Source organism: Paraclostridium bifermentans, from assembly GCF_964259345.1.
GTDB classification, from domain to species: Bacteria; Bacillota; Clostridia; order Peptostreptococcales; family Peptostreptococcaceae; genus Paraclostridium; species Paraclostridium bifermentans_B.
This window is the reverse complement of record NZ_CAXVJR010000006.1, coordinates 160,656-183,269: the sequence shown is the minus strand read 5'-3', so window position 1 is coordinate 183,269 and position 22,614 is coordinate 160,656. Positions and strand designations below refer to the sequence as shown.

Genomic DNA, 22,614 nt, shown 5'->3' with positions numbered 1-22,614 from the left:
CTTATTTTTACTTATTTTAATATTGTACGGTTAAGTTTAAAGTTTCTGTATAATTTAAATGGATGCTCAAAGGCATCCATTTTTATGTTAATTATTTTTATTTACTATTCTTTTATATCCTCTGTAAGTTCCAAAGCAATATATAGCATATATTATACATATACTCCCTATTGAAACTATATTGTTTCCTGTAGTATTATAATTTCCAAATATATTTACTACGTTATTTGCTACTTTTATTCCAAATATACTATGGACTAAAGCTAACATTATTGGAAGTGCAAAATATATTAAAACTTGTATAAATATTGATTTATTTATCATGTCAGAACTTACGCCAAGCTTTTTAAGTATTTCATATCTTCCTAAACTTTCTGTTGCTCCTGATAATTGGTTAAGTGCTAGAACCGCTGCACTACATATTAAGAAAACCAATCCTACATATATTCCTACATATAAGAACATACACGATGTACTCATATTTATATCTAACCCTAAACTTCTAGTTATATAATATATTTGTGTATTCTTATAATAGTTATCTTTTTCCATTTTATTAGCCATTTGCTCAAAGTTTTTATTAACTTTTTCTTCAGTATTAGGATTATCTAACTTATAATTTAAACTTAAACATTTTTTACTTATATCATAATCATTTACATAATTATCTCCTATTACCAATGTTATGAACTTACTATTTCCTATATTACTTTCTAGTGCTTGATATTTATAATCAGATTTAACTTTAAATTCATTTTCACCTATTTTAATATTTTTATTATTTTTTATATAATCCTTTACTGGGTTTTTCATAACATCCATATCTGTAATAACTAATACTTCATTGTCTTTTAACTCTATAGGTTTCTTTTCTTGCATTTGAGATAATCTATTATAGTCTGAAAGTTTCACAACAGGAATATTAAAGTCCATCATAACTTTTATTTGTTTACCTAAAAATTCATCTGAAGTATTTTTAAACATTTCCTTAAATTTTACTGGAGAATTGTAAAAATTATAGTCTATATAATCTTTAGAATAATCCTTTACATTAAATCCAAATTTTTGAGTCATATCACTTAATTTTTCATTAGTAAAATTAGGTTTTTCTTGATAAATATATTCTTCACTTATAGTCATATCGTATGGAGTTCTAAACTCTGATGATTTCTCCATTGCAACTTTTATTGATATTGCTGCAGAGTACATACCTATAGATATAAATAGCATCAAACATATAACACTCATTGATATATAATTTGTATTAATCTTGCTGTTTAACTGTCTTAGCGTAAACGTATTAAGATTTCTTAAATATAAATTTTTATCACTTTGAACTAATTTCACTAAAAATCCAGCTAGTGATCTAAAGAATAGTACTGTTCCTAAAATACCTAATAATATAGATAACTTAAATTTATTATCTGCTATATCTATAAGAGCATTATCTAAAATAAGTTTATAAGCTGTTCCTAAACAAACTATAGATAATATAAAAAGTACTACTGATAATATTAAATTTGTACTTTTTAAACTCTCACTTCTTCTTTGGCTGTTTATTAAATTTATAAGCTTATATCTAGAAACTACTATAAAGTTTAGTAACATAGTTATAAAAAACATTATGCTAAAATATATTGTTGTTTTTATACAAGCATCCTTTGAAAATACAAAGGTATATTTTTTCATATCAACTTCAAATAAACTTGCAGTTACTGTTGCTAGCCCTTGAGATAAAAATACCCCTACGAATAATCCTACAGCAAGTGCTATTATTCCAATTACAACAGTTTCAAAAAATAACATAAAAGAAATTTTACTTCTACTTATTCCCAGTGTCATATATATACCAAATTCTTTATTTCTTTTCTTTATTATAAAATTATTAGCATATATTATTAAAAATCCTAAAACAAAAGATATAAAAACAGATACAACAGAAATTACTTTAGTTATGCTTTCTATAAATTCTTTTCTGCTTTGTGATATATCCATCATAACAGTTTGTGCTTCAATTGAGTTAAATACATAAAATATACAAACACCTAAAACAAGTGTTAGAAAATAAATACTATAATCTTTTACACTTTTTTGTACATTTCTTTTAGATAACTTAAATAACATTACTATTGTCACCTCCTAAAAGAGTAACAACTTCTATTATTCTTTTGAAAAATTCTTTTCTATCATCATTACCTCTTATTAACTCATTGAAAATTTTTCCGTCTTTTATAAATAAAATTCTTTTACAGTAACTAGCTGTGAATGCATCATGTGTAACCATCATTATCGTCGAGTTTAAACTTTCATTTAAATCTTCTAAGTTTTCAAGTAAAACTCTAGCTGACTTTGAGTCTAATGATCCTGTTGGTTCATCTGCAAGAATTAATGCTGGTTCATTTATTATAGCTCTTGCACAAGCTACTCTTTGTTTTTGACCTCCTGATACCTCATAGGGAAATTTACCTAATATATCTGAAATTCCTAATTTATTTGAAACAACTTTTACTTTTTCATCTATTTCTGATCCTTTAACTCCAACTACAGATAACGCTAATGCTATATTTTCATAAACTGTTAAAGTGTCTAATAAGTTAAATTCTTGGAATATAAACCCTAAGTGCTCTCTTCTAAACTTTTCTATTTTCTTTCTTGATAAAGTTGTTATATCTCTATCTTCTATTTGAATAGTTCCTGTTGTTGCCTTATCTATTGTAGCTATGCAATTTAAAAGTGTAGTTTTTCCACTTCCACTAGGGCCCATAATTCCTACAAACTCTCCCTTATCTACTTCAAATGAAATATTATTTATTGCCTTAGTCAAATTTTTCTTATTCCCATAATATTTTTCTATATTTTTAACTTTTAAAACTGTATTCATCTTATCTCCTCCATATTTATTTTATACTTATAGTGTATTGCTTTTAGAGGATTACATTAATAAGATAACCTTACAGCTATCTTACGATAATGTAAGGTTATCTACATTTGAATCATATTACTTTTTGGAAATGTTATTTTTACAGTAGTTTCTTTGTTTATTATAGAATCTATTTCTATCCCTAAATACATTTTATCGGCTAGTTTTTTTGATATATATAACCCCATTCCAGTTGACTTTTTAATCTTTCTTCCATTTATTCCTGTAAATCCTTTGCTAAAAACCTTATCTAAATCTTTTTTATCTATTCCTATTCCATTATCTTTTATATAAAGCTCTAAGCTATTGCCTTTTAACTTTGTATATATTGATATTTTAGGAAATTCCTTTTCTAATTTTTTATTAATATTTTTGTTTCCTATGTACTTTATAGAGTTCACTATTATTTGATTTAGTATAAACTCTATCCATTTGCTATCACAATAAACAACTTCATTGAAATCCTCTATATCTATACATATTTTGTTTTCTCTAATTAATTTTTTATTTTTTTTGATAGTGTTATTTATACATTTTCTTAAGTTAGTTTCTTTTATTATATAATCCATTTCTAATTCATTACTTTTTGAGTAATAAAGAGCTTGTTCTATAAAACTCTCTACTTTTTCAATTTCTTCTAAAATACTTAAAGTAGTTTCATTTTTATTATTTTCAATTATTAATTTACTAGCAGCTATTGGAGTTTTTATTTCGTGTACCCATAAATCAAGATATTCTCTATATTCTTCTTGATTAAATTTATATTTATTAACTTCTTCATTCATAGCTTTGTCTGTGATACTAAGTATTTTGTATAATATTTTGCCTTCTAAAAAAGAAGCTTCGTTTATAACTACAGGTAATAAGTACTTTTTATCTAACTCCTGAAGTGATAAAAGTAATTGATTATAATAAGACTTCTTTTTATTGTAGTCATATAAAATAGATATACTAGTTAATGCTATCCAAAGTAGTACTATAAAATGTATTGTTATTCGTTCAATGTAAGCTAATTTTAAAATATAAATTACAAAAACAAAAAACATAAAATTCAAAAATATTTCTAAGCTTCTCTCTTTTAAATAGTCTTTTATATTCATAGTTACGGCATTATATAGCCTCTCCCCCTTTTAGTTTCTATGTATCCATTACATCCTATTGCATCTAATTTTTTTCTAAGTCTATTTATATTAACTGTAAGTGTATTATCATCTACAAATAAATCTAAATCCCATAAATAATCCATCAAATCTCCTCTTGAAACTATTTTACCTTTATTTTTAATTAAACAATTTAATACTCTAAACTCATTTTTAGTTAATTCAACTTCTTGATTTTTAAAGCTTGCAGTATTTTTAGATAAATCTAGCTCTAAGCCTTTATATTTAAGCATATCTGAGTTTAAATTTTTATAAGTTCTTTTTAAAAGAGAGTTTATTCGAGCTAGTAGTATTTGCGTGTTGTATGGTTTTGTTACAAAATCATCAGCTCCTAAATTCATACTCATTAATTCATCCATTTCCGTATCTCTACTTGTTACTACTATTATTGGAATATTTGACTTTTCTCTTATTTTTCTACATAAGTAGTATCCATCACATACTGGTAGATTTATATCTAATAAAACTAAATGTGCATCTATATTTAATACTTCTTCTACTACATTTTCAAATTCTTCTATGGTAATAACTTCATAATTATAATTAGCTAAGAAGTTTTTTAATTCGTTCCTTATTTTTTCTTCATCTTCTATTATTATAATCTTTTCCATAATACATCTCTCCCACTAAAGTATTTACTCATATTAATTATATAGGATATATTTATTCTATGCCATTTGCTTATATAGACAATCTAAATACTTTGGAATATAATAGTTCTAAAAGTATAACTAATATTTAAATATATTTTTATAAACCAGGAAGGATAATTATGAATAAGATAGGATTGATATTAGAAGGTGGCGGTATGAGAGGTATTTATACTGCTGGTGTTTTAGATTTTTTTATAGAAAAAGATATAGAAGTTGATTTAGTAATTGGAGTTTCAGCAGGTAGTTGTCATGCTTCTTCATATTTATCAAAGCAATATAAGAGAGCCTATCATTCTACAATAGATTATATAGGTGATAAAAACTATTTAAGTTTTAAAAATTTAATCAAAACAGGCTCAATTTTCGGTATGGACTTTATGTTTAATAAAATCCCTAATGAATTAAATATTTATGATTATGATACATTTAATAAATCTAATTCTAAATTTGTAGTTGTTACAACCAACTGTGAAAGCGGCAAAGCAGAATACTTTGAATTAAAAGATTTGAAAAAAGATATAATTTACATGCAAGCATCATGTTCTATTCCAATGTTTGCAAATATAGTAGAAGTTGATAATTATAAATTGCTAGATGGAGGAGTTTCTGATTCAATTCCTATTGAATATTCTATAAATCAAGGATATAAAAAAAATATAGTCATATTAACTAGAGACTTATCTTACAGAAAAAGTAAGCAAAAACTTATTTCTATTGTTAAAAGAAAATATAAAAAATACCCTAAACTTGTTAAAGCTATTGAAAATAGACATATTAACTATAATAAGAGTCTCGATATAATTAATGAGCTATCTCAAAAAGGTGATGCTTTCGTTATTAGACCCAAAAATCCAGTTAAAGTTAGCCAAGTTGAAAAAGATATCGATAAATTAACAAATTTATATTTAGAGGGTTATAATGATGCAAAAGAACTATATCCTAATGTTTTAGATTTTATAAATACTGCTAAAAGTTTTTAAATATATAAAAGGAACCATCTATTTTAGATAGTTCCTTTTTATTTTAAATTAGTATTTAATTAAGCTTCACTTTTACAACTTCGTTTTAGCCAATCTTTACCTTCTACAAGTCTTGCAACCATCATAGAACAAACTGTATTTCCTGTTGAGTTTAATACAGTAGCTGGTGCATCTATAATAGTACTTATAACAGCTATTATAGGTAACACTTCTGGAGAGAATCCATAAACACTTATGATTAACATTTCTCCCATCATTCCTCCACCTGGTATAGCTCCCATTACAGCTCCAACTAAGAATGATACTACTAATATTGAAAGTATAGCTGATATACTAGTCATATCTTTTCCAAATAGCCCAAATAGGAATGTTATTTTTAATACTCCTCCTATAACTGAACCATCTTTGTGTATGTTTGCACCTAATGGTATAACAGTTTCTGCTATATCGTTTGGTACTCCCATTTTTTTACTTGCATCCATATTTACAGGTATTGATGCTGCACTTGAACAAGTAGCTAATGCTGTTACTGTTGGTGCTATTGCATTTTCCCAGAATACTTTAACTCCTTGTTTTCCTCCAGCTATATACGCATATAAAGTAAATGCTCCTAAGTATATAACTATAGATAATAATAGATATAATACAAATGCTTTAGCATATCCAGAAAGAATTTGTGGTCCTAATTCTCCTACTACACTTGCAAAATAACATCCAAGTCCTAATGGTGCTATCTTCATTACTAAATCTACTATTTTCATCATTACAGCAGCTCCAGCTTGAGTAAGCTTAGCTATAGGCTTGGCTACATCTCCTGCCATAACTGTTGCTATACCTACTAGTATAGAGAATATTATAAGTTGTAACATATTTGATTTTGATAATAAATCTTTAAAATCTGAAACTGTTACCGTATTTACAAGTTGTTGTAATAAACCAACTTTTTCAGAATCAGCACTTTCTGTTGCATTCTTCATTAAATCCGAGAACATACTTGGATCTAATCCTTTTGTTGGATTAATTATAAGAACTCCTATAATACCTACTATAGCTGCTATAATAGCAGTTGTTGCGAATACTAAAACTATATTCTTTAATATTTTACCTAATCTTTTCATCTCTCCCATATTAGATATGGCTGATGTTACACTAAAGAATACTAATGGTACTAATGTCATAAATAATAGGTTTAAGAATAAGTCTCCAACTGGTTTAAAAACTACAGCGTCTTGACCCATTACTACACCTACTACACCACCTATTAATATTGCTCCTAGCAATATAATCGATGATTTGTAATTCTTCCAAAATGATTTCATCTTATGACTCCTTATTAAATTTTATAATAGTTCTAAGCTTAAAAGGTCTTCATAACTTTGTCTTTTACATATTAAATTAGCCTCTCCACCTCGAACTGATACAACTGCTGGCTTAATGATTTTATTATAGTTTGATGACATAGAATATCCATATGCACCAGTAGATGACATTATTAGTATATCTCCACTTTCTATATCCATAATATCAGCATCAGTTATTAGTATATCACCACTCTCACAACATTTACCAGCTATTGTTACCTGGTTATTTTTTTCTTGACCCATCTTATTCGCAATTGCACATTCATATCCAGCTTGATAAAGAGAAGGTCTTATATTATCAGTCATCCCTCCATCTACACTTACATAAGTTCTAACATCTTTTATATCTTTAATAGAACCTACTGTATATATAGTACTTCCCGCATTTGCAACTATAGATCTTCCTGGTTCTATAACTAAGATAGGTGTATCTATGCCTATTTCTTTGCATACTTTATCGCATTTTGTTATTATAGCTTTACAAAATTCTTTTATAGTTTTAGGCTCATCTTTTTCTGTGTAATAAACTCCTACTCCTCCACCCAAATCTACTTCTTTTATATTTATGTAATGATTTTCTCTTATGTCTTTTACTAAGTTCATCATTATTTCTACTTCATCTAAAAATGGCTCTACATCAAATATTTGAGACCCTATATGAGCATGTATTCCTACTAATTCTATATTTTTATAGTTTTTAATATGTTCTAGGGCATTATGTAAATCTCCATTAGATAAGGTAAATCCAAACTTAGAGTCAATTTGTCCTGTTTTTATATAATCGTGTGTATGAGCTTCTATACCTGGTGTTATTCTAAAATAAATAGATTGTTTTTTATTTTTTTCTTCACATATTTTTTCTAATAAATCTAGTTCATAATAATTATCTACTACAAATCTACCTACACCTAGGTTTACACCCATTTCTATTTCTTCTATGGTTTTGTTATTCCCATGAAATAATATTCTTTCCATAGGGAAATTTGCCTTATTTGCCGTATATAGTTCTCCACCTGATACTACATCTAGATACAATCCCTCTTGGTTTATTAAGTCACACATATAAATTGGTAAAAAAGCCTTACCTGCATATGCAACTCTATTTTTTCTTTCTTCAACTTCGAAATATTCCTTGTATTCTCTACAGTTATTTCTAACTAATTCTTCATCAAATATATATAGTGGTGTTTGGTATTCTTTTCTAAGTTCTTCACAACTTATTCCTCCTACATATAATTGACCTTGTTCAATAGACATTGTTCCTTGTAATTTCATTTTGCATAACCTCCTATATTTTGATGTTTGAGGTTGCTACAGGACATATTAGTTTTTAATGTTTTAATAAAAAAAATCTCCACTTAAGTAACACTTAAGGGAGATTATGGTTCTAACATAAAATACTATCCGTTCCTTAAATGTAGCTCAACACAATTTTACTTGTGACAGTTATGCATATATTCTATACATACCCAGGACTATAACCTTAAAGCATCAGTTATATCCTTCGGCGATAGTTCCTTTCCCAATAAGTCATTGTGCTTGCCTCATTATTGGTACTGATAAGTATCGCGACCTCTACAATCAATTATTATTTATTTAATACGTTATTTTACATATATAAATTTTACTTGTCAATTATTTTTCTGAATTTTTCAAATAATATTCATATAAAGCTTATTTTTCTACTAGTTTATTTATTTCTGTTAGTTCTTTTGTAATATGTATATCTATTATCTTGACAAGCTCCTTATCTATCATAACTTGATTATAATCGATACATCCCATTACAAATGGTACTCCAAATTTTCTAAAAACATATATACGAGCCTCTTCTTTAAATAAATTATCAAAGTTATTACTAATAATATCTATTATAAGCCTCATTTCATCCATCGTTATAATTGACTTAACAAGATATTTTTCTATTATTCCTATAATTAATAGTTCTTTTATTCCTATAGTTTCATTGTTTCCACATAGACTATAAAATACATTTTTTGTATAATCACTTAAAATATTTTTTTCTATTAACTCATCTATCTTGTATTCTTTTACTTCAATTTTTTTATTAAAAAAATCACACATCTCATCTAAAGACTTATCATCTTTCATTGATAGTATTAAGTTTATTCGCTCTAATACTTTTTCTTTAGGTAAAAATGTTTCTTGCCCTGTAAATGTGGATTTTTTTATAAACCAATCTTCTGGTATTATATCTTTTCTCTTCCATCTATACAATTGTCCATAAGATATCTTTGTTTTTTCTAACAAATCTTTTTTAGATATTAGATCTTCCATATACCCTCCTTAATTCATTTATATATTTAAGTAAACATATGACTTTATTAGTGTATTTGTTCTATATTTCTTTGTTTTTATTATTTATATTACATATTTTGTAACATTGTTTCATTGTTTTATATTCTTTATTTTATTCAACGTAACATTGTTATATTTATAATTATACTCCTATTTTACCAATAAAAAAAGCCTACATAGATATTTTTTCTATGCAGACTTTCCTTTATACACCTTTTTATGCTTATAATATAAATAGCTCAACTAATACAAATACAGTTACTACATTGCAAACTGCCGATACTATTCCTTCCTGAGCTCCAGTTTTTATATTTGCTATATGAACCCTATGTTTACTTATAGGATAAAATATAGGCACTCCCATTGGATTAAATAAATCCAAAATAATATGACTAATATATCCAATAGTAGCTCCCCATGCAAACATATCTAAACTATCATATACTCTACTTGAAAATATAGTGCATATACCTATTAATATGATTAAAGATGGATACTCTAAATCTAATAATTTCTTTATTTTTTTATTATGTACAAATTTAGGTCTCATTGAATTTAAAGCTGTATCTAAAGCTATCCATATTAAAAATCCACTTATTCCTCCTAGTATCAATCTAGATATTAAGCTTTCATGATAAAAACTTTTTGTAATCCCTACTACTCCAATTAAAAACATTGAAACTATAAAAGCACATACAAAGGTATGCGTAAATCCTCTATGTTCTGTATTTTCACAAATAATTTTTGATATAGGCTTTAGTTTCTTGCCTACTTCACTACCTTTATGATCTATATCTGGTAATAATGCCCCAAATGTGGCTCCTGTTACAAGCATTATACCTTGTTCTATAGATACATGGTTATGTACGCTAAATACTAATGTGGCTATAGATGCTAATGCAACTCCTCCACATTTATGTGCTGTTGAATTCATTGTTGCACCTCCTATTCATTTAATTATATACCTATTTTTATTTAATTTAACTCATTTTTTAAGCGTAAAAAAGAAGATATGATAAATATCATACCTTCTTTTAATTTATAGTAATTATATAATAAGCGTTGTTATTAGTTTTTAGTGTCTTTCTAAATATACTCTAAATATTCTATACCATTAAAAGATATTTTACCATACTTATCTATAAGTAATTTTATAACTTCCTGTTAATATCTTTAAACTACATTACATATAACTATATTTTTTTAATTTTAATCTCTGTACTTAGTTTTTCATAAAAAAACATCGACTATATTTTATAGTCGATGTTTACATTTATTTTTAATCTTAATTTTAGTCTTCTACTAATTTACTTAATTTTTTATCTAATCCCCATAATACTATACCACATACTATAACTATTACAGCTACTACTGCATATGCAGGTGCAAATGAATATTTAGATAAGTACTCATATAAGTATCCATATGATTTACCAGCTATAAATACTGCAAATGGCCATACACCCATCATTAATCCTAGTAATTTAGCAGGTGAGAATTTACTTATAAATGAGTTTCCAAGTGGAGAGAATACCATTTCACCAAGTGACATTAATACCCCGACCATAACTATCCACATTAAGTTTGCTTGACCATCACCTCTTATAACTTCAGCTAATGCCATTACAACAAATGCTGCTCCAAGTAATACCATACCTAATGCAGTTTTCTTGAACATACTTAAATCACCTTTAGGAGATTTAGCAAGCTTATTCCAAATCATAGCTAAAACTGGTCCAAGAAGTATACAACATAAAGCGTTTAATGAATCAAACCAAGAAGATGGTACTGTGAAGTTCCCTATCATCCAGTTTGCTTTATTAGCGTAATCAAAGTCTGGTCCCCAGTGATACATAACTGGCATGTATGTTAAGTACCAAACAACCCAGAATACTATAGAGAATATAGTAACAAGTACGATTGCTCCAACTCTTAACTTTTCTTTCTTAGTTAAAGGATTACTTTCATCTACTTCTACTTTTTTACCTGAAGCTTCTTTAACTTCATCAATTTTGAAAGGTTTTTTACCAACATCTCCGAAAGACATTCTTCCTCCAATTACAAACCATATTGTATCTAGGAATAAAAGCATTGCACATATTAAGAATGTACCACCAAATCCTATTGTAGAATATGCTATGAAAGATACGAAAGTAGTTCCTATAAATGATCCTATATTAACAAAAGAATATTGAACAGAGAATGCTCCGTCAAGTTCTTCTTTATTATCAAATAATCTACCATTTATACCAGCAACATTTCCTTTGAAGAATCCTGTACCTATTGATACAAGAAGTATCATTAACCATACAAATGTAGCTGATGACTGAACTGATGCTTGCCATCCACACATATACCCAAGTCCCATAAGTATTGTTCCTATAGGTACACATAATCTTGGACTTAACCATTTATCTGCTATTATACCTCCAAGTATAGGAGTTAAGTAAGTAAATGCAACTAAGTTAGCTGTCATTTTAGCTCCATCTGCTGGAGTTAATCCAAGTCCACCTTTTGCTACTGAAGCAGCTATAAAGATTCCTATTAACCATTTTGAAGAATAAAATGCCATACGTTCTAATGTGAAAGATAAAGAACATACATAGAATCCAAAAGGATACTTCTTTTTAGTTTTTACTGCGTTTTCCATATTTCCCCCTCCAAAGTATTTGACTTTTAGATTTCTACTAGTGCCAGTTACATACATATTCTGCTTTTAATATAATTTTGCAAAATGATTCCCCTATTACCTGAGTCACTATATGTAGAAATTAATTATTTACTTATAACTTTTAACTAAACCCTAATTTAGCAAAAGATTATAGCCCCGTTTATTGATTTTTATTTTCATAGATGCTTTGGATATTTTATGTCGATTATGTAATTTTTAATTACTAATTATGTCTGATTTGCTGAATTCTTTTCTTGAATTCTTAGATGTCGTATTAAATTGAATTTATATTTTCCTTATCGAATTATAATTTTATAAAACTCGATTTTTTAGATGTTAAAATGAATTGTGTCTAATATAATGATAGTACTATTTAATCATTTGTGCATTCAAATTTTTGATAAATAAAATAATTTATTATAAGTGCAATTAATTGTCAAAACGTCTTGTCTTTTTATTTTTTATTTTGTGTATATTACGATAGTAAATTTATTTATCTATTTAATTTTGACAATTTTTCAACAATTTCTATTATTAATCCCCCTTATGTAAATCTCCCCCTATGAGAAATTTATCAAAAAACGTTTTTCATGTCAATATAAATATACTATATATATAAAATTTATTTATAATTGTGAATATTTAAAGTAAACTATTTATATTTTAATATTAATTTATACAGCCTATATCTATGATTTACTCTTAATTTTTAAGTATATTTACTTAAACTATTTTAAAATAAAAATTTTTTCTGCTTTTTTCTAATGTATACGAAATAATGATATATATAGTTTCTTTAAACATAAAAAAGCGTAGAATTTATCTACGCTTAAAAAAATGGTTATTTTTTAATTATACTAAAATTATTTATTACCTATATTATTTACTTTTTCCCATCCATTGTTACCTTTAACCATATTAGCTGGGAATTTCTCTATACCTTCATTAAATAATTTTATATCTACATCATTAAGACCATCTATATAATCATCATTACTATTATTAGTTGCTATTATAGTTTCCATATCTTCATAAATGTTTTTATCTGATTTCATTTCATCATTTTTATTATAAATATCTATAAGTTTATCTACACTTTCATTAAATTTTGATATTATTTCAGTTTGTTTATTTATGTCTTTGCAATTTTCAGGATGCAGAGTCTCATTTCCTTTTAAATCTTTATTATCTAATAATATAATTTTTTCTCCATTTTCTAGAATATCATTTACTACAGATTTTGTACCGTTATATTTTTCTATATCTCCTTTATTTTCTATTAATATATCATTAATTTCTTTCATCTCATTTTTTAAGTTATAAACACCTGATGAAATCGTAACTTCTGTATTTTGTAATATATTTATTTTTCCATATTGAACTACTCCAAATATCCCAATTGATATAGTCATTACGCCTGTTATTATTCCTAAAGCTATTTTTTTATTTATTTTCATTTCATTATCTCCTTTTTAAAAACATTTAATAAAACTCATTTCATATCTATATTCGTTTTACTATTTATCATATCTATCAAATTTTCAATATATTTTTATATTTTTCATACTTAAGTAGTTTGTTCTAAACATTTATCCTTGTATTGCTTTTATTGGATCTAACTTAGCTGCCTTAATAGCTGGTATAACTCCAAATATAGCCCCTGTAGCTATAGATACAAAAAATGCTCTCATATATGATTGAACATTTGGTATAGCATCTACTCCAACATATAAAGACGCATAATTAGCAGCAAAAGTCCCTACAACCATCCCTATAATTCCACCAAGTACGGTTATAACTACTGTTTCTATTAAAAATTGTATAAGTATATCTTTGGGTTGTGCTCCTATAGCTCTTCTTATACCGATTTCTCTTTTTCTTTCAGATACAGCCATATACATTATATTCATAATTCCAATTCCACCTATAAATAATGATATTTTTGATAAAGTTTTAGTAAATGTATTTATCATAAAACTTAAATTTTGTATGTCCATTTCCGCATCACTATTTCCATTTATTCCATACGAACCATCTTCCGGATTTTTTGTTTCCTCAAACATTTTATTTATTTTATCTAAAGCTTCATAAGTATCGTATTCAGCCGATGTTAATATGTCTAATCCAGTTATAGTTGAGCTAGAAAATCCTTTGTTACCTAACTCTTCTAATGATTTTTTAGGTAAATATGACTCTAATTCTCTATAACTATTTTCTGTATCTTGAGGATCTACTTTTATTTCTTTTAATACTCCTATTACCTCAAAAATTTCTCCATTTAGATTTATAGATTCTCCTACTGCACTTTTAGGGTCATTATAAAATAAGTTATAAGCTAATTCATGATCTATTATTATTGTTTTTCGTTCTAAGTCTTCAATAGAAAATTTTCTTCCATATGCTATATCTAATTTTGTATTATTTTTATATTGAGTTAACTTTGCATATTTTATATTCTCTCCTACACGTAATTCTCCACTATATATACTTTCTTGAGAATCTCCATATTTTGGTGTAACTAGTTCAATTTCTTTCATATTTGATAATCTAGTTATATCTTCTTGTGTAAATGGTTCATAAAAAGCTGAATCTCCTATGGGGCTATCTGGATTTGCATAAAAATTCACAACAAGCTTTCTAAATTCTGGATTTTTCTTAGTTTCTAAGGACTTTTTTTCTATTCCATTACCTATACTTGAAACCACTATAACTGATGTTATTCCAAGAACTATCCATACCATAGCAGCTATTACTCTAATTTTATTTGTTTTTATATTCTCTATAGCATTTTTTATAATTACCATGATTAAACCTCCTCAACTATAACGCCGTCTTCTAATCTGATAACCTTAGTTGCATATTTTAAAAGATCAGGCTCATGAGTAACCATAATTATAGTTTTTCCTTCTTTATTTAAACTTGTTAAAAGTTCCATTATATCTTTACTTGTATCTGTATCTAATGCTCCCGTAGGTTCATCTGCAAATATTATATCTGGATCATTTACTAATGCTCTAGCTATAGTTATTCGTTGTTGTTGCCCTCCTGATAGCTCCAGAGGCCTTTGATTTATCTTATCTAATAATCCCACTATCTTTAATTTCGCTTTTATTCTTTTATCTTTTTCTTCTCTATTGTATTTGTTGTTGTATATCATAGGTAATTCTACATTTTTATATATATTTAAATTTTGTATAAGATTAAATTGCTGAAACACAAAGCCTATATTGCAATTTCTAAATATAGATCTTTCTTTTTCATTCAAATTTGTAACATCCTCACTCTTAAAAAAATATTGACCTTCATTAAATCTATCTAAAAATCCCAGAATATTAAGTAGAGTAGTTTTTCCACTCCCTGACTTTCCCACAATCATTAGAAATTCACCTTTTTTTATATCTAAATTTATAGATTTCAAAACATGTAAACTTTCTCTACCTATTGGATAATATTTTTGTATATTTTTTAATTCAATTATATTTTGTCCCAATCTTTCTTCCTCGCTTTCTCCTGTTTTTACATATCTTCTCCAGTGTATATTTCTTGTCCGTCTTCTATAGTTCTATCTTGTACATTGATAACTATTTCATCTCTTTCTTTTAATCCACTAGAAACCAATGTGTACCCTTCTTTTTCATCCACTACCGTTATCTCTGTTTTATGCGCTATTTTATTTTTAACTTTATAGACATAATGTTTACCATTCTCATTTATTACTGATGAGTTTGGTATTTTTCTATTTTCATCACCATATAAAGCTGTAAGTTGCACGTGTAATCCACTTTTTAAATTATCTTGACTTTCTAAATTTACTTTTACTTCATATTGGCTCATACCTGAATCATTGTTATATCCTTGATTTAATTCCGCTGATTCTAATGGTATATCTGATATGTTTGATATAATTCCATCATATTTTTCTTTTGTAGCTAAAGTAGTTATTTTTATATTTTGGTTGTTTTTTATCTTGTATGAGTCTCTTTCATTTACTTGTGCTTTTACGTAAAAATCAGGTGATTGTATTTTCATTACTGGCTTTGTTGCATCATTTTTATCAGAATCTGTATTTAAATATATTTTTCCATTAAATGGTGCATATACGTATTGGTACACCCCTTTATTTAAATCTGATATTTGTTTGTTTAACTGCTTTATTTCTTCATCCAAAGCTTTTTTCATCTCTTCATCTTCTGAACTTTCTTTTTCTTTTTTCTTTTGTGCTATTTGTAAATTTATGTTTTTTATTTCTTCTACTTTTGAATTATCTTTGTAAGTAAGTAATACCGTACCCTTTTCTACATATTGTTTGTCTTCAACATTTACTTTGTATAATTCTCCTTTTTCTGCACTTACATATATATTTTCCGATTTGTTAGGCTCAACTTTTCCCGTCATAAATATTCTTTCTTTTCCTACAACAGTATAAATATCAAATAAATTTTCCATTTGCTTTTGATATTTCATATCTTCTTTTACTGATACATAAGTTTGGAAACCTCCAAAAGATATAACTCCTACTGCTATACATGCTATAATTTGTTGTTTTTTACTTAATTTTATTTTATTTAAAAATTTCATATACCCTCCGCTAAAATACCTTAATTAATATTTCTTATCTTAATTTCATTTAATATTTCGTAATGCTTAAATCAAAATCTATCATTTTTAATTTTTTTATTTCAAATATTAATTCGTATATGATTTTAAGGTATCTATCAAAATAAAAAAGCTAATTTCTTTTTTAAAGAAATTAGCTTTTTTATTTTATTATCTTAAATCTATTTTAAATTCTTCTCCAATTTTTTTATCTTTAACCTGATACTTTCCATCTTTTTCTATAGTTCTACGAATGTAAGGAGCTACACTTAAATACTGAGTATTAAAATTAAATTCATTTTTTGATGAATCAAATTCATATTTATAACCTATACGAGAATCTGCCATTCCATTTTTAGGAGAAAACTCTATGTCATTTCCAAAATTATCAGTTCCTTTAAAAACTAATACTCCATCATTTTCAATTTCATTTATATTGTTACTTTTAATTGTAATAACTTGATTTAATTTATTTTGTTTATATTCAACTATATCCATATTGAATCCATTTTCTAATTTTATATCTTTATCTAATTTAACTATTTTAGTATCTTTTGATACCTTATCTGCATTAACTTTGAATTTAAATGTCCAAGGACCTATAATTCTTTTAAAATCTTCGCTTTTTTCATCTTCCCATTTATAAGCGTCCATTATTCTTAATTTAACATCTATATCTCCTTTATATTCTGCTTTGTCTAATTCATACCCTAATACAAACTCAGATTTACTTCCACTACGTTTTGTATAGTATCCAGACATACCCTTATTTACTTTTTTGCCATTTACATATAATTTTTCAGATATTAACTCAATAGATTCTACTTCTTTTAAATCTTTATCATATTCATGTTCTATAAATATTAATAGTTCATTTCCATCTAATACAACTTCTTTAATACTTACAGTTAATCCATTTCTAGTTACTGATTGATTTATATTTTCCACATATTCATCTAAATTGACCTCTATTCCTAATGCCGACTTTATATTATTGCCGATATCTACTAACTTTTCATAAGCATAAGTTCTTATATTACTATTAGATAAAAGTCCTATCGTTATTACAGCTGCAGACGCTACTGCTACATATTTTTTGTTATTATTATTTTTTCTATTAATAGATTTTTTAAATTTCTTTTTTATTCTTTGTTTCTCTATATCATTAAAATCTTCTTTTTCATATTCATCTAAATCTATATCTACATCATTTAACATATCATATATATTTTTCATAAATATACCTCTACTTTTCTCCAAATTTAAATATATTTTTTAACTTTTTTTTACCTCTTGAAACTCTATTATAAATTACATCTCTATGCATACCTGTTTCTTCGCTTATACTGTCTATGTCTTCTTCATTTACATATAACTTTAAAAATAGTTCTCTATCTTTTTCTTTTAAGTGACTAAGCATTTTTTCCATTTCTTCACTAAGTTCACTTTCTATAAGTTCTTTATGTGAATTGTCTTCTGTTTTTATATTTAAATCATCTATATTTTCATTTTTTAAATGTTTTATATACTTTCTTTGATAGTCTATTGTTTTGTATTTAGTAACTCCCGCTAACCAGTTTTTAAATGTGCTTCTGTTTTCATCAAAACTATCAATATTATTCCAAACGCCTAGCAAAATATCATTTATACATTCGTCTTGATGACTTTCTAAATTATATAAATTTTTCTTAACAATAGATTTTATAATCCATCCATAGTTATCTATAATATATTCCAATGCTTTTTCATCTTTTTGCTTTAGCTTTAGAATAAAATTATCTTCTGTAATTTTCATTTAATTTCCTCCGATATATCTTTGAAATTCTATTCTTATATATATTTTCGAATCAAACTTATATTTATCTATCAAAATAATTATAAATTTTATATTTATTTTGTAATTGATTAGATTTTATAAAACTCTCTTTAAATCACTTATACTTACAAAAACTAAAAATGCTAACTTATGATATCATAAGTTAGCATTTTTTTCTAAATTTTATTAGCTTCTTCTTCGTAATCTTGTTCACTTTCTATATGTTTTTTATCTGCTATTCCAGTAAGCATTAGAGTAATAGCCCCATCTCCAGTTACATTACACGCTGTTCCAAAACTATCTTGAAGTGCAAATATTGTTAGTATTAATGCAGTTCCAGTTTCATTAAACCCTAATACACTTGTAATTAACCCTAGTGATGCCATAACTGTTCCCCCTGGAACACCTGGCGCTCCTATTGCAAATATTCCTAATAAAATTATAAATATTACCATTGAAGTTAAATCTGGAAGTTTTCCATATAAGATTTGAGATACCACCATTACAAAAAAAACTTCAGTTAAGACAGATCCACAAAGATGTATGTTTGAGCAAAGTGGTATAGAAAAATTTAATATATCTTTTCTTAAAGCCTTAGATTTTCTAGCACATTCTAATGCTACTGGTAAAGTTGCCGCTGATGACATACTTCCTACTGCAGTTAAATATGCAGGTCCGTAATATTTTAATACATCTATAGGATTTTTTCCTGATATAATTCCACCTATAACATATAATAATCCTAACCAAATAAAATGTCCTATTAAAACTATAACTATAACTTTCATAAATACTGGTAAGTGATTAGTTATTGACCCTTCATAAGCCAATGCTGCAAATGTTGTTGCTATAAAAAATGGTAATAAAGGGATGACTATTTTGTTAACTAAACTTAACACAATTCCTTGAAATTGATCTAATAATTTTTCTATTAAATCTGCTTTAGTCCAAGTTGTTGCTAACCCTAATATTATTGATAAGAATAATGCACTCATAACCGGCATTATTTGCGGTATGTCTAATTGAAATATAAGTTCTGGTAATTCTCTTAACCCTTGTGTTGTAGATTGTATTGATAATTTAGGAATCAATATATACCCACAAATTGCCGAAAGTGTAGCAGCTCCTACAGATGATATATATGCCAGTCCAACTGCATATCCTAGTAATTTTGATGCATTACTTTTAAGTTTAGCAATAGAAGGCGCTATAAATCCAATTATAATTAATGGTACTGCAAAAAATATTACTTGCCCTAATATGTGTTTTAAGGTAACTATGATATTCATAAAAGAGCTAGGTGCATAAAACCCTATCATTAAACCTACTATTACTGCCAATACTAACTTAAATATTAAGCTTTCAAATAGCTTTTTCATAATACTCCCCCCTGTTATTTAATTGTTATTTTTCTTACTATCCCCTATCTCAATAGTAATTGTAGTTATATATATGCTACATGTCAACGAATATTATTTATAATTTTTAGTTAATCAAAGTTTCCTTAAACGTAAAAAAAGATACTAACATTTTCATGTTAATATCTCTTACTTATCCACACTATTTTTAGTAAAATTTTGTTTATTATAAAATTGGCTGTTGATTATTCATAGAATATCCATCTATTCTAACATCATTCATATCAAATATATCATCTTTTACTTTAACTTTACTTAGTTTTTTTACAGCTCCAAAAGGCTCTGCTAACGAAAGTTTATCTCCTCTTCCAGAAATAACCCATAAGATTTTATAGCCTCTAGGAGTTACTTCCAATCTATTTTCACCTTTTCCATCTGTAAAATATATAAGTAAGTTAAGTTTTTTATTATTAGCATATTTAAAAACTGGACTAAATTTAGTTCCACCTCTAATATGTGGTCTATCTTTTATATCTTTTGTAGATTTTACTTTGTATGTTCTTCTAATCTCATTGTCACATTCTATAATAGTAATCTCTTGATTATAATTTTTAACTATACTAAGAACCTCTTTTATAGCTTGTCTAAATTCTTCATCACTAATACTTCCACTTGTATCAATCGCAACTGCTATCTCTGCTTTATGACCTCTAAGTTCGCCTCTTAAATCTAATCTATTGGGTTGTCTTCTATTTCTTCTTGTTATAGTCTTTTTCTTATTACTTTCAATAGTTCCCATCAATCTCTTAAGATATATGTTCCAAGGTAGTTCACTTTTACTATTTTTAAGTGATGATATTAAGTTATCTAAATATGATGGTATAGTTCCTTTTTGAGAATTATTTATAGCTTTTTCTGTAAACTCTTTAAGTGTTTTGTCTTCTATATCATCAGACTCTTGCCAAATATCATGAGTTCGTTCTGGATTGTATTCAGTTTCTATATTATCATTTTGATTGCTATCGTCTTCTTTCCCTTCATCATCTTCTTCTAATAGATTTAGAGCTGTTTGTATTTTTTCTACGTAATATTCAAACGTTTCATATGGCTCAAGTTTTAATGAATAATTTAAATTTACCCACTGTAATGTAGTTGCATAAGGAGGTAAATAATCTAAGTATTTATTAACGATTATATCCATAGCCATATTTATAGCTAATGTAGAATATCTACCCTTCAGATGTTTTGCTCTTATTAAATGCATCGATATTACATGAAGTATCTCATGTTTTATTGTAGATTCCATTTGCTTCATATTAAGATTTAAAAATATTAACGGATTAAAATATATTACGTATTTAGCATTCTTAAAGTTTATTCCAGTTGGACTACTTATATCAAATCTTATCTCCCTTGACATTTGAAATAAGAAATATCCATAAAAATTATCCTTATCTTCCATAAGACTTAAATTAACTTTATCTACTAGTTTAAAAAATTCATTTTCAAAGTCTTTTGGAATATCTACTTCAAATTTTTCTTCATTATGGTTTGCTTTTAATACTGCATAAGTATTAACAACTTCATTTGCTTTTTTATAAAGTTCCCTTGTTTGTTTTTCAAAATAAGTTTCCATAATCTAACCTCTTATCATACTGTAAGATTCTAAATACGCCTCTACAAATTCTTCATTTTCTATAGCTTTTTTATACACTTCACTATAGTTATTTTTCATATCTTTCATAATCCCTATCATTAAATCTACTGGATATACTTTTAAAAACTCTACTAATCTATTAGTGTAAAACTCTGAATCAAAGTTATCATTTTTCACCTTTAACTCTAATGCTCTTAAAATGTTCATAGCTGATAAGTATAATCTTGTATGACTTTCATTCTTTATTTTTTCTACTATATTTTCATCAAGATTAGTTCCTGAAAAAACATCTTTATAAGATATTAATGGACTATGATCAGATTCTACAAAGCTTATAAATTCTTGTGCTATAACTTTTCCTACATTTCCTTTTATAACATTTAAAAATACATCTCTAGGTATTGAATCCTTTTGTTCTTTATATACCTTATAACTTTTAGAAACTCTTTCATAACTTCTTGGAGTTGCTCTTACATCATCTACATTTATTTTATGTAAGTACTCTGGGAAAGTCGATATAAACTCTATAACTTTTTGTTCAATCCCTGCATCTATTGCCCATCTTAGCCATTGAGTATGGTCTGCCTCCATGTTTAGCCATACAAATCTATTTTCCTGTGCTGCATCCATATCTACAACTTGATAGTCAAAGTCTGAACCATACTTACTTGATGGGTTCATAGCCGCTAATATTTTCACTTCATCACTTAATTTATATCCGTTGATTTCTCTATTTAATATTAAGTTCATAAGTTCTTGTTGAACTGTGTGTTCACAACGATTTATTTCATCTATAAATAAAAGTACTGTATTACCTTTAGATATTTCTTCGTCTATTTCTTTTAACTTGTTATGAACAGCATATACTGTTGTCTTTTTTTCTATTTCATTTCCATTAGAATTTATCATTGTATAAGATTCTACTGTAGGAAGTCCTCCTATTTCTCCTTCTTTAAGAAGATTTCCATCAACTACTACTAAACTCCAATTATTTTCTTTAGCAAGTTTTTTTGCTAAAGCTGTTTTTCCGATTCCACTTTCCCCTACTACTAGAGGTACTTCTCCAGTAGATAATACTAAGTCTACGCTCTTTAATGTATCTACAAAATTCATTTTCTTTCTC

Annotated in this window: 19 protein-coding genes and 1 riboswitch; of the genes, 1 reads left to right on the top strand and 18 read right to left on the bottom strand. The window is 26.5% G+C overall.

The window, feature by feature from the left end; translation table 11 throughout:
- Positions 1–87: 87 nt before the first annotated feature.
- The 4 genes from ACEXNK_RS13260 to ACEXNK_RS13245 form a co-directional block, all read right to left on the bottom strand.
- Positions 88–2,124, bottom strand: coding sequence for an FtsX-like permease family protein (locus tag ACEXNK_RS13260; protein WP_373599026.1), 2,037 nt, complete (start codon positions 2,122–2,124; stop codon positions 88–90).
- Positions 2,114–2,881, bottom strand: coding sequence for an ABC transporter ATP-binding protein (locus tag ACEXNK_RS13255; RefSeq protein WP_373599025.1), 768 nt, complete (start codon positions 2,879–2,881; stop codon positions 2,114–2,116). Before ACEXNK_RS13255 ends, ACEXNK_RS13260 begins: the two co-directional genes overlap by 11 nt.
- 101 nt (positions 2,882–2,982) lie before the next feature.
- The gene (locus ACEXNK_RS13250; RefSeq protein ID WP_373599024.1) at positions 2,983–4,020 is read right to left on the bottom strand and encodes a sensor histidine kinase; all 1,038 of its coding nucleotides are present in this window, start codon (positions 4,018–4,020) and stop codon (positions 2,983–2,985) included.
- A 2-nt stretch (positions 4,021–4,022) separates the two neighbouring features.
- Positions 4,023–4,691 carry a response regulator transcription factor gene (locus ACEXNK_RS13245; protein ID WP_373599023.1) on the bottom strand — a complete coding sequence of 223 codons (669 nt, stop codon included), beginning with the start codon at positions 4,689–4,691 and terminating at the stop codon, positions 4,023–4,025.
- A gap of 161 nt (positions 4,692–4,852) precedes the next feature.
- Here ACEXNK_RS13245 and ACEXNK_RS13240 point away from each other — a divergent pair, with 161 nt between their 5' ends.
- Positions 4,853–5,713 (top strand): patatin-like phospholipase family protein, encoded by an 861-nt coding sequence (locus ACEXNK_RS13240; RefSeq protein WP_373599022.1) that lies wholly within the window; start codon positions 4,853–4,855, stop codon positions 5,711–5,713.
- A 59-nt stretch (positions 5,714–5,772) separates the two neighbouring features.
- On the opposite strand, the gene ACEXNK_RS13235 is transcribed toward ACEXNK_RS13240, so the two are convergent.
- From ACEXNK_RS13235 to ACEXNK_RS13170, 14 genes are all read right to left on the bottom strand, one after another.
- The gene (locus tag ACEXNK_RS13235; RefSeq protein ID WP_373599021.1) at positions 5,773–7,032 is read right to left on the bottom strand and encodes a dicarboxylate/amino acid:cation symporter; all 1,260 of its coding nucleotides are present in this window, start codon (positions 7,030–7,032) and stop codon (positions 5,773–5,775) included.
- 21 nt (positions 7,033–7,053) lie between these two features.
- Positions 7,054–8,349, bottom strand: a complete 1,296-nt coding sequence (gene lysA / locus ACEXNK_RS13230) for a diaminopimelate decarboxylase (protein WP_373599020.1) — start codon at positions 8,347–8,349, stop codon at positions 7,054–7,056.
- 135 nt (positions 8,350–8,484) lie between these two features.
- Positions 8,485–8,660, bottom strand: a riboswitch (Lysine riboswitch).
- 88 nt (positions 8,661–8,748) lie between these two features.
- The gene (locus tag ACEXNK_RS13225) at positions 8,749–9,372 is read right to left on the bottom strand and encodes a DUF4004 family protein (RefSeq protein ID WP_373599019.1); all 624 of its coding nucleotides are present in this window, start codon (positions 9,370–9,372) and stop codon (positions 8,749–8,751) included.
- Positions 9,373–9,616: 244 nt separating this feature from the next.
- Positions 9,617–10,327, bottom strand: a complete 711-nt coding sequence (locus ACEXNK_RS13220) for a metal-dependent hydrolase (RefSeq protein ID WP_373599018.1) — start codon at positions 10,325–10,327, stop codon at positions 9,617–9,619.
- Between the two features lie 357 nt (positions 10,328–10,684).
- A complete protein-coding gene (locus ACEXNK_RS13215; RefSeq protein ID WP_373599017.1) occupies positions 10,685–12,043 on the bottom strand; it encodes a peptide MFS transporter in 1,359 nt (452 codons plus the stop codon).
- An 884-nt stretch (positions 12,044–12,927) separates the two neighbouring features.
- On the bottom strand, positions 12,928–13,521 hold the full coding sequence (locus tag ACEXNK_RS13210; RefSeq protein WP_373599016.1) for a hypothetical protein: 594 nt from the start codon (positions 13,519–13,521) through the stop codon (positions 12,928–12,930).
- A 132-nt stretch (positions 13,522–13,653) separates the two neighbouring features.
- Complete coding sequence (locus ACEXNK_RS13205; protein ID WP_373599015.1) at positions 13,654–14,868, bottom strand: ABC transporter permease; 1,215 nt, start codon at positions 14,866–14,868, stop codon at positions 13,654–13,656.
- Positions 14,869–14,870: 2 nt separating this feature from the next.
- Positions 14,871–15,554 (bottom strand): ABC transporter ATP-binding protein, encoded by a 684-nt coding sequence (locus ACEXNK_RS13200; protein WP_373599014.1) that lies wholly within the window; start codon positions 15,552–15,554, stop codon positions 14,871–14,873.
- 26 nt (positions 15,555–15,580) lie between these two features.
- Positions 15,581–16,642 carry an efflux RND transporter periplasmic adaptor subunit gene (locus ACEXNK_RS13195; RefSeq protein WP_373599013.1) on the bottom strand — a complete coding sequence of 354 codons (1,062 nt, stop codon included), beginning with the start codon at positions 16,640–16,642 and terminating at the stop codon, positions 15,581–15,583.
- Positions 16,643–16,831: 189 nt separating this feature from the next.
- Complete coding sequence (locus ACEXNK_RS13190) at positions 16,832–17,896, bottom strand: DUF4179 domain-containing protein (RefSeq protein ID WP_373599012.1); 1,065 nt, start codon at positions 17,894–17,896, stop codon at positions 16,832–16,834.
- A 10-nt stretch (positions 17,897–17,906) separates the two neighbouring features.
- Positions 17,907–18,455 carry a sigma-70 family RNA polymerase sigma factor gene (locus tag ACEXNK_RS13185; protein ID WP_373599011.1) on the bottom strand — a complete coding sequence of 183 codons (549 nt, stop codon included), beginning with the start codon at positions 18,453–18,455 and terminating at the stop codon, positions 17,907–17,909.
- A gap of 197 nt (positions 18,456–18,652) precedes the next feature.
- Positions 18,653–19,855, bottom strand: coding sequence for a dicarboxylate/amino acid:cation symporter (locus ACEXNK_RS13180; protein ID WP_373599010.1), 1,203 nt, complete (start codon positions 19,853–19,855; stop codon positions 18,653–18,655).
- A gap of 205 nt (positions 19,856–20,060) precedes the next feature.
- Positions 20,061–21,470, bottom strand: a complete 1,410-nt coding sequence (locus ACEXNK_RS13175; RefSeq protein ID WP_373599009.1) for a vWA domain-containing protein — start codon at positions 21,468–21,470, stop codon at positions 20,061–20,063.
- A gap of 3 nt (positions 21,471–21,473) precedes the next feature.
- Complete coding sequence (locus tag ACEXNK_RS13170) at positions 21,474–22,604, bottom strand: ATP-binding protein (protein WP_373599008.1); 1,131 nt, start codon at positions 22,602–22,604, stop codon at positions 21,474–21,476.
- Positions 22,605–22,614: the final 10 nt, after the last annotated feature.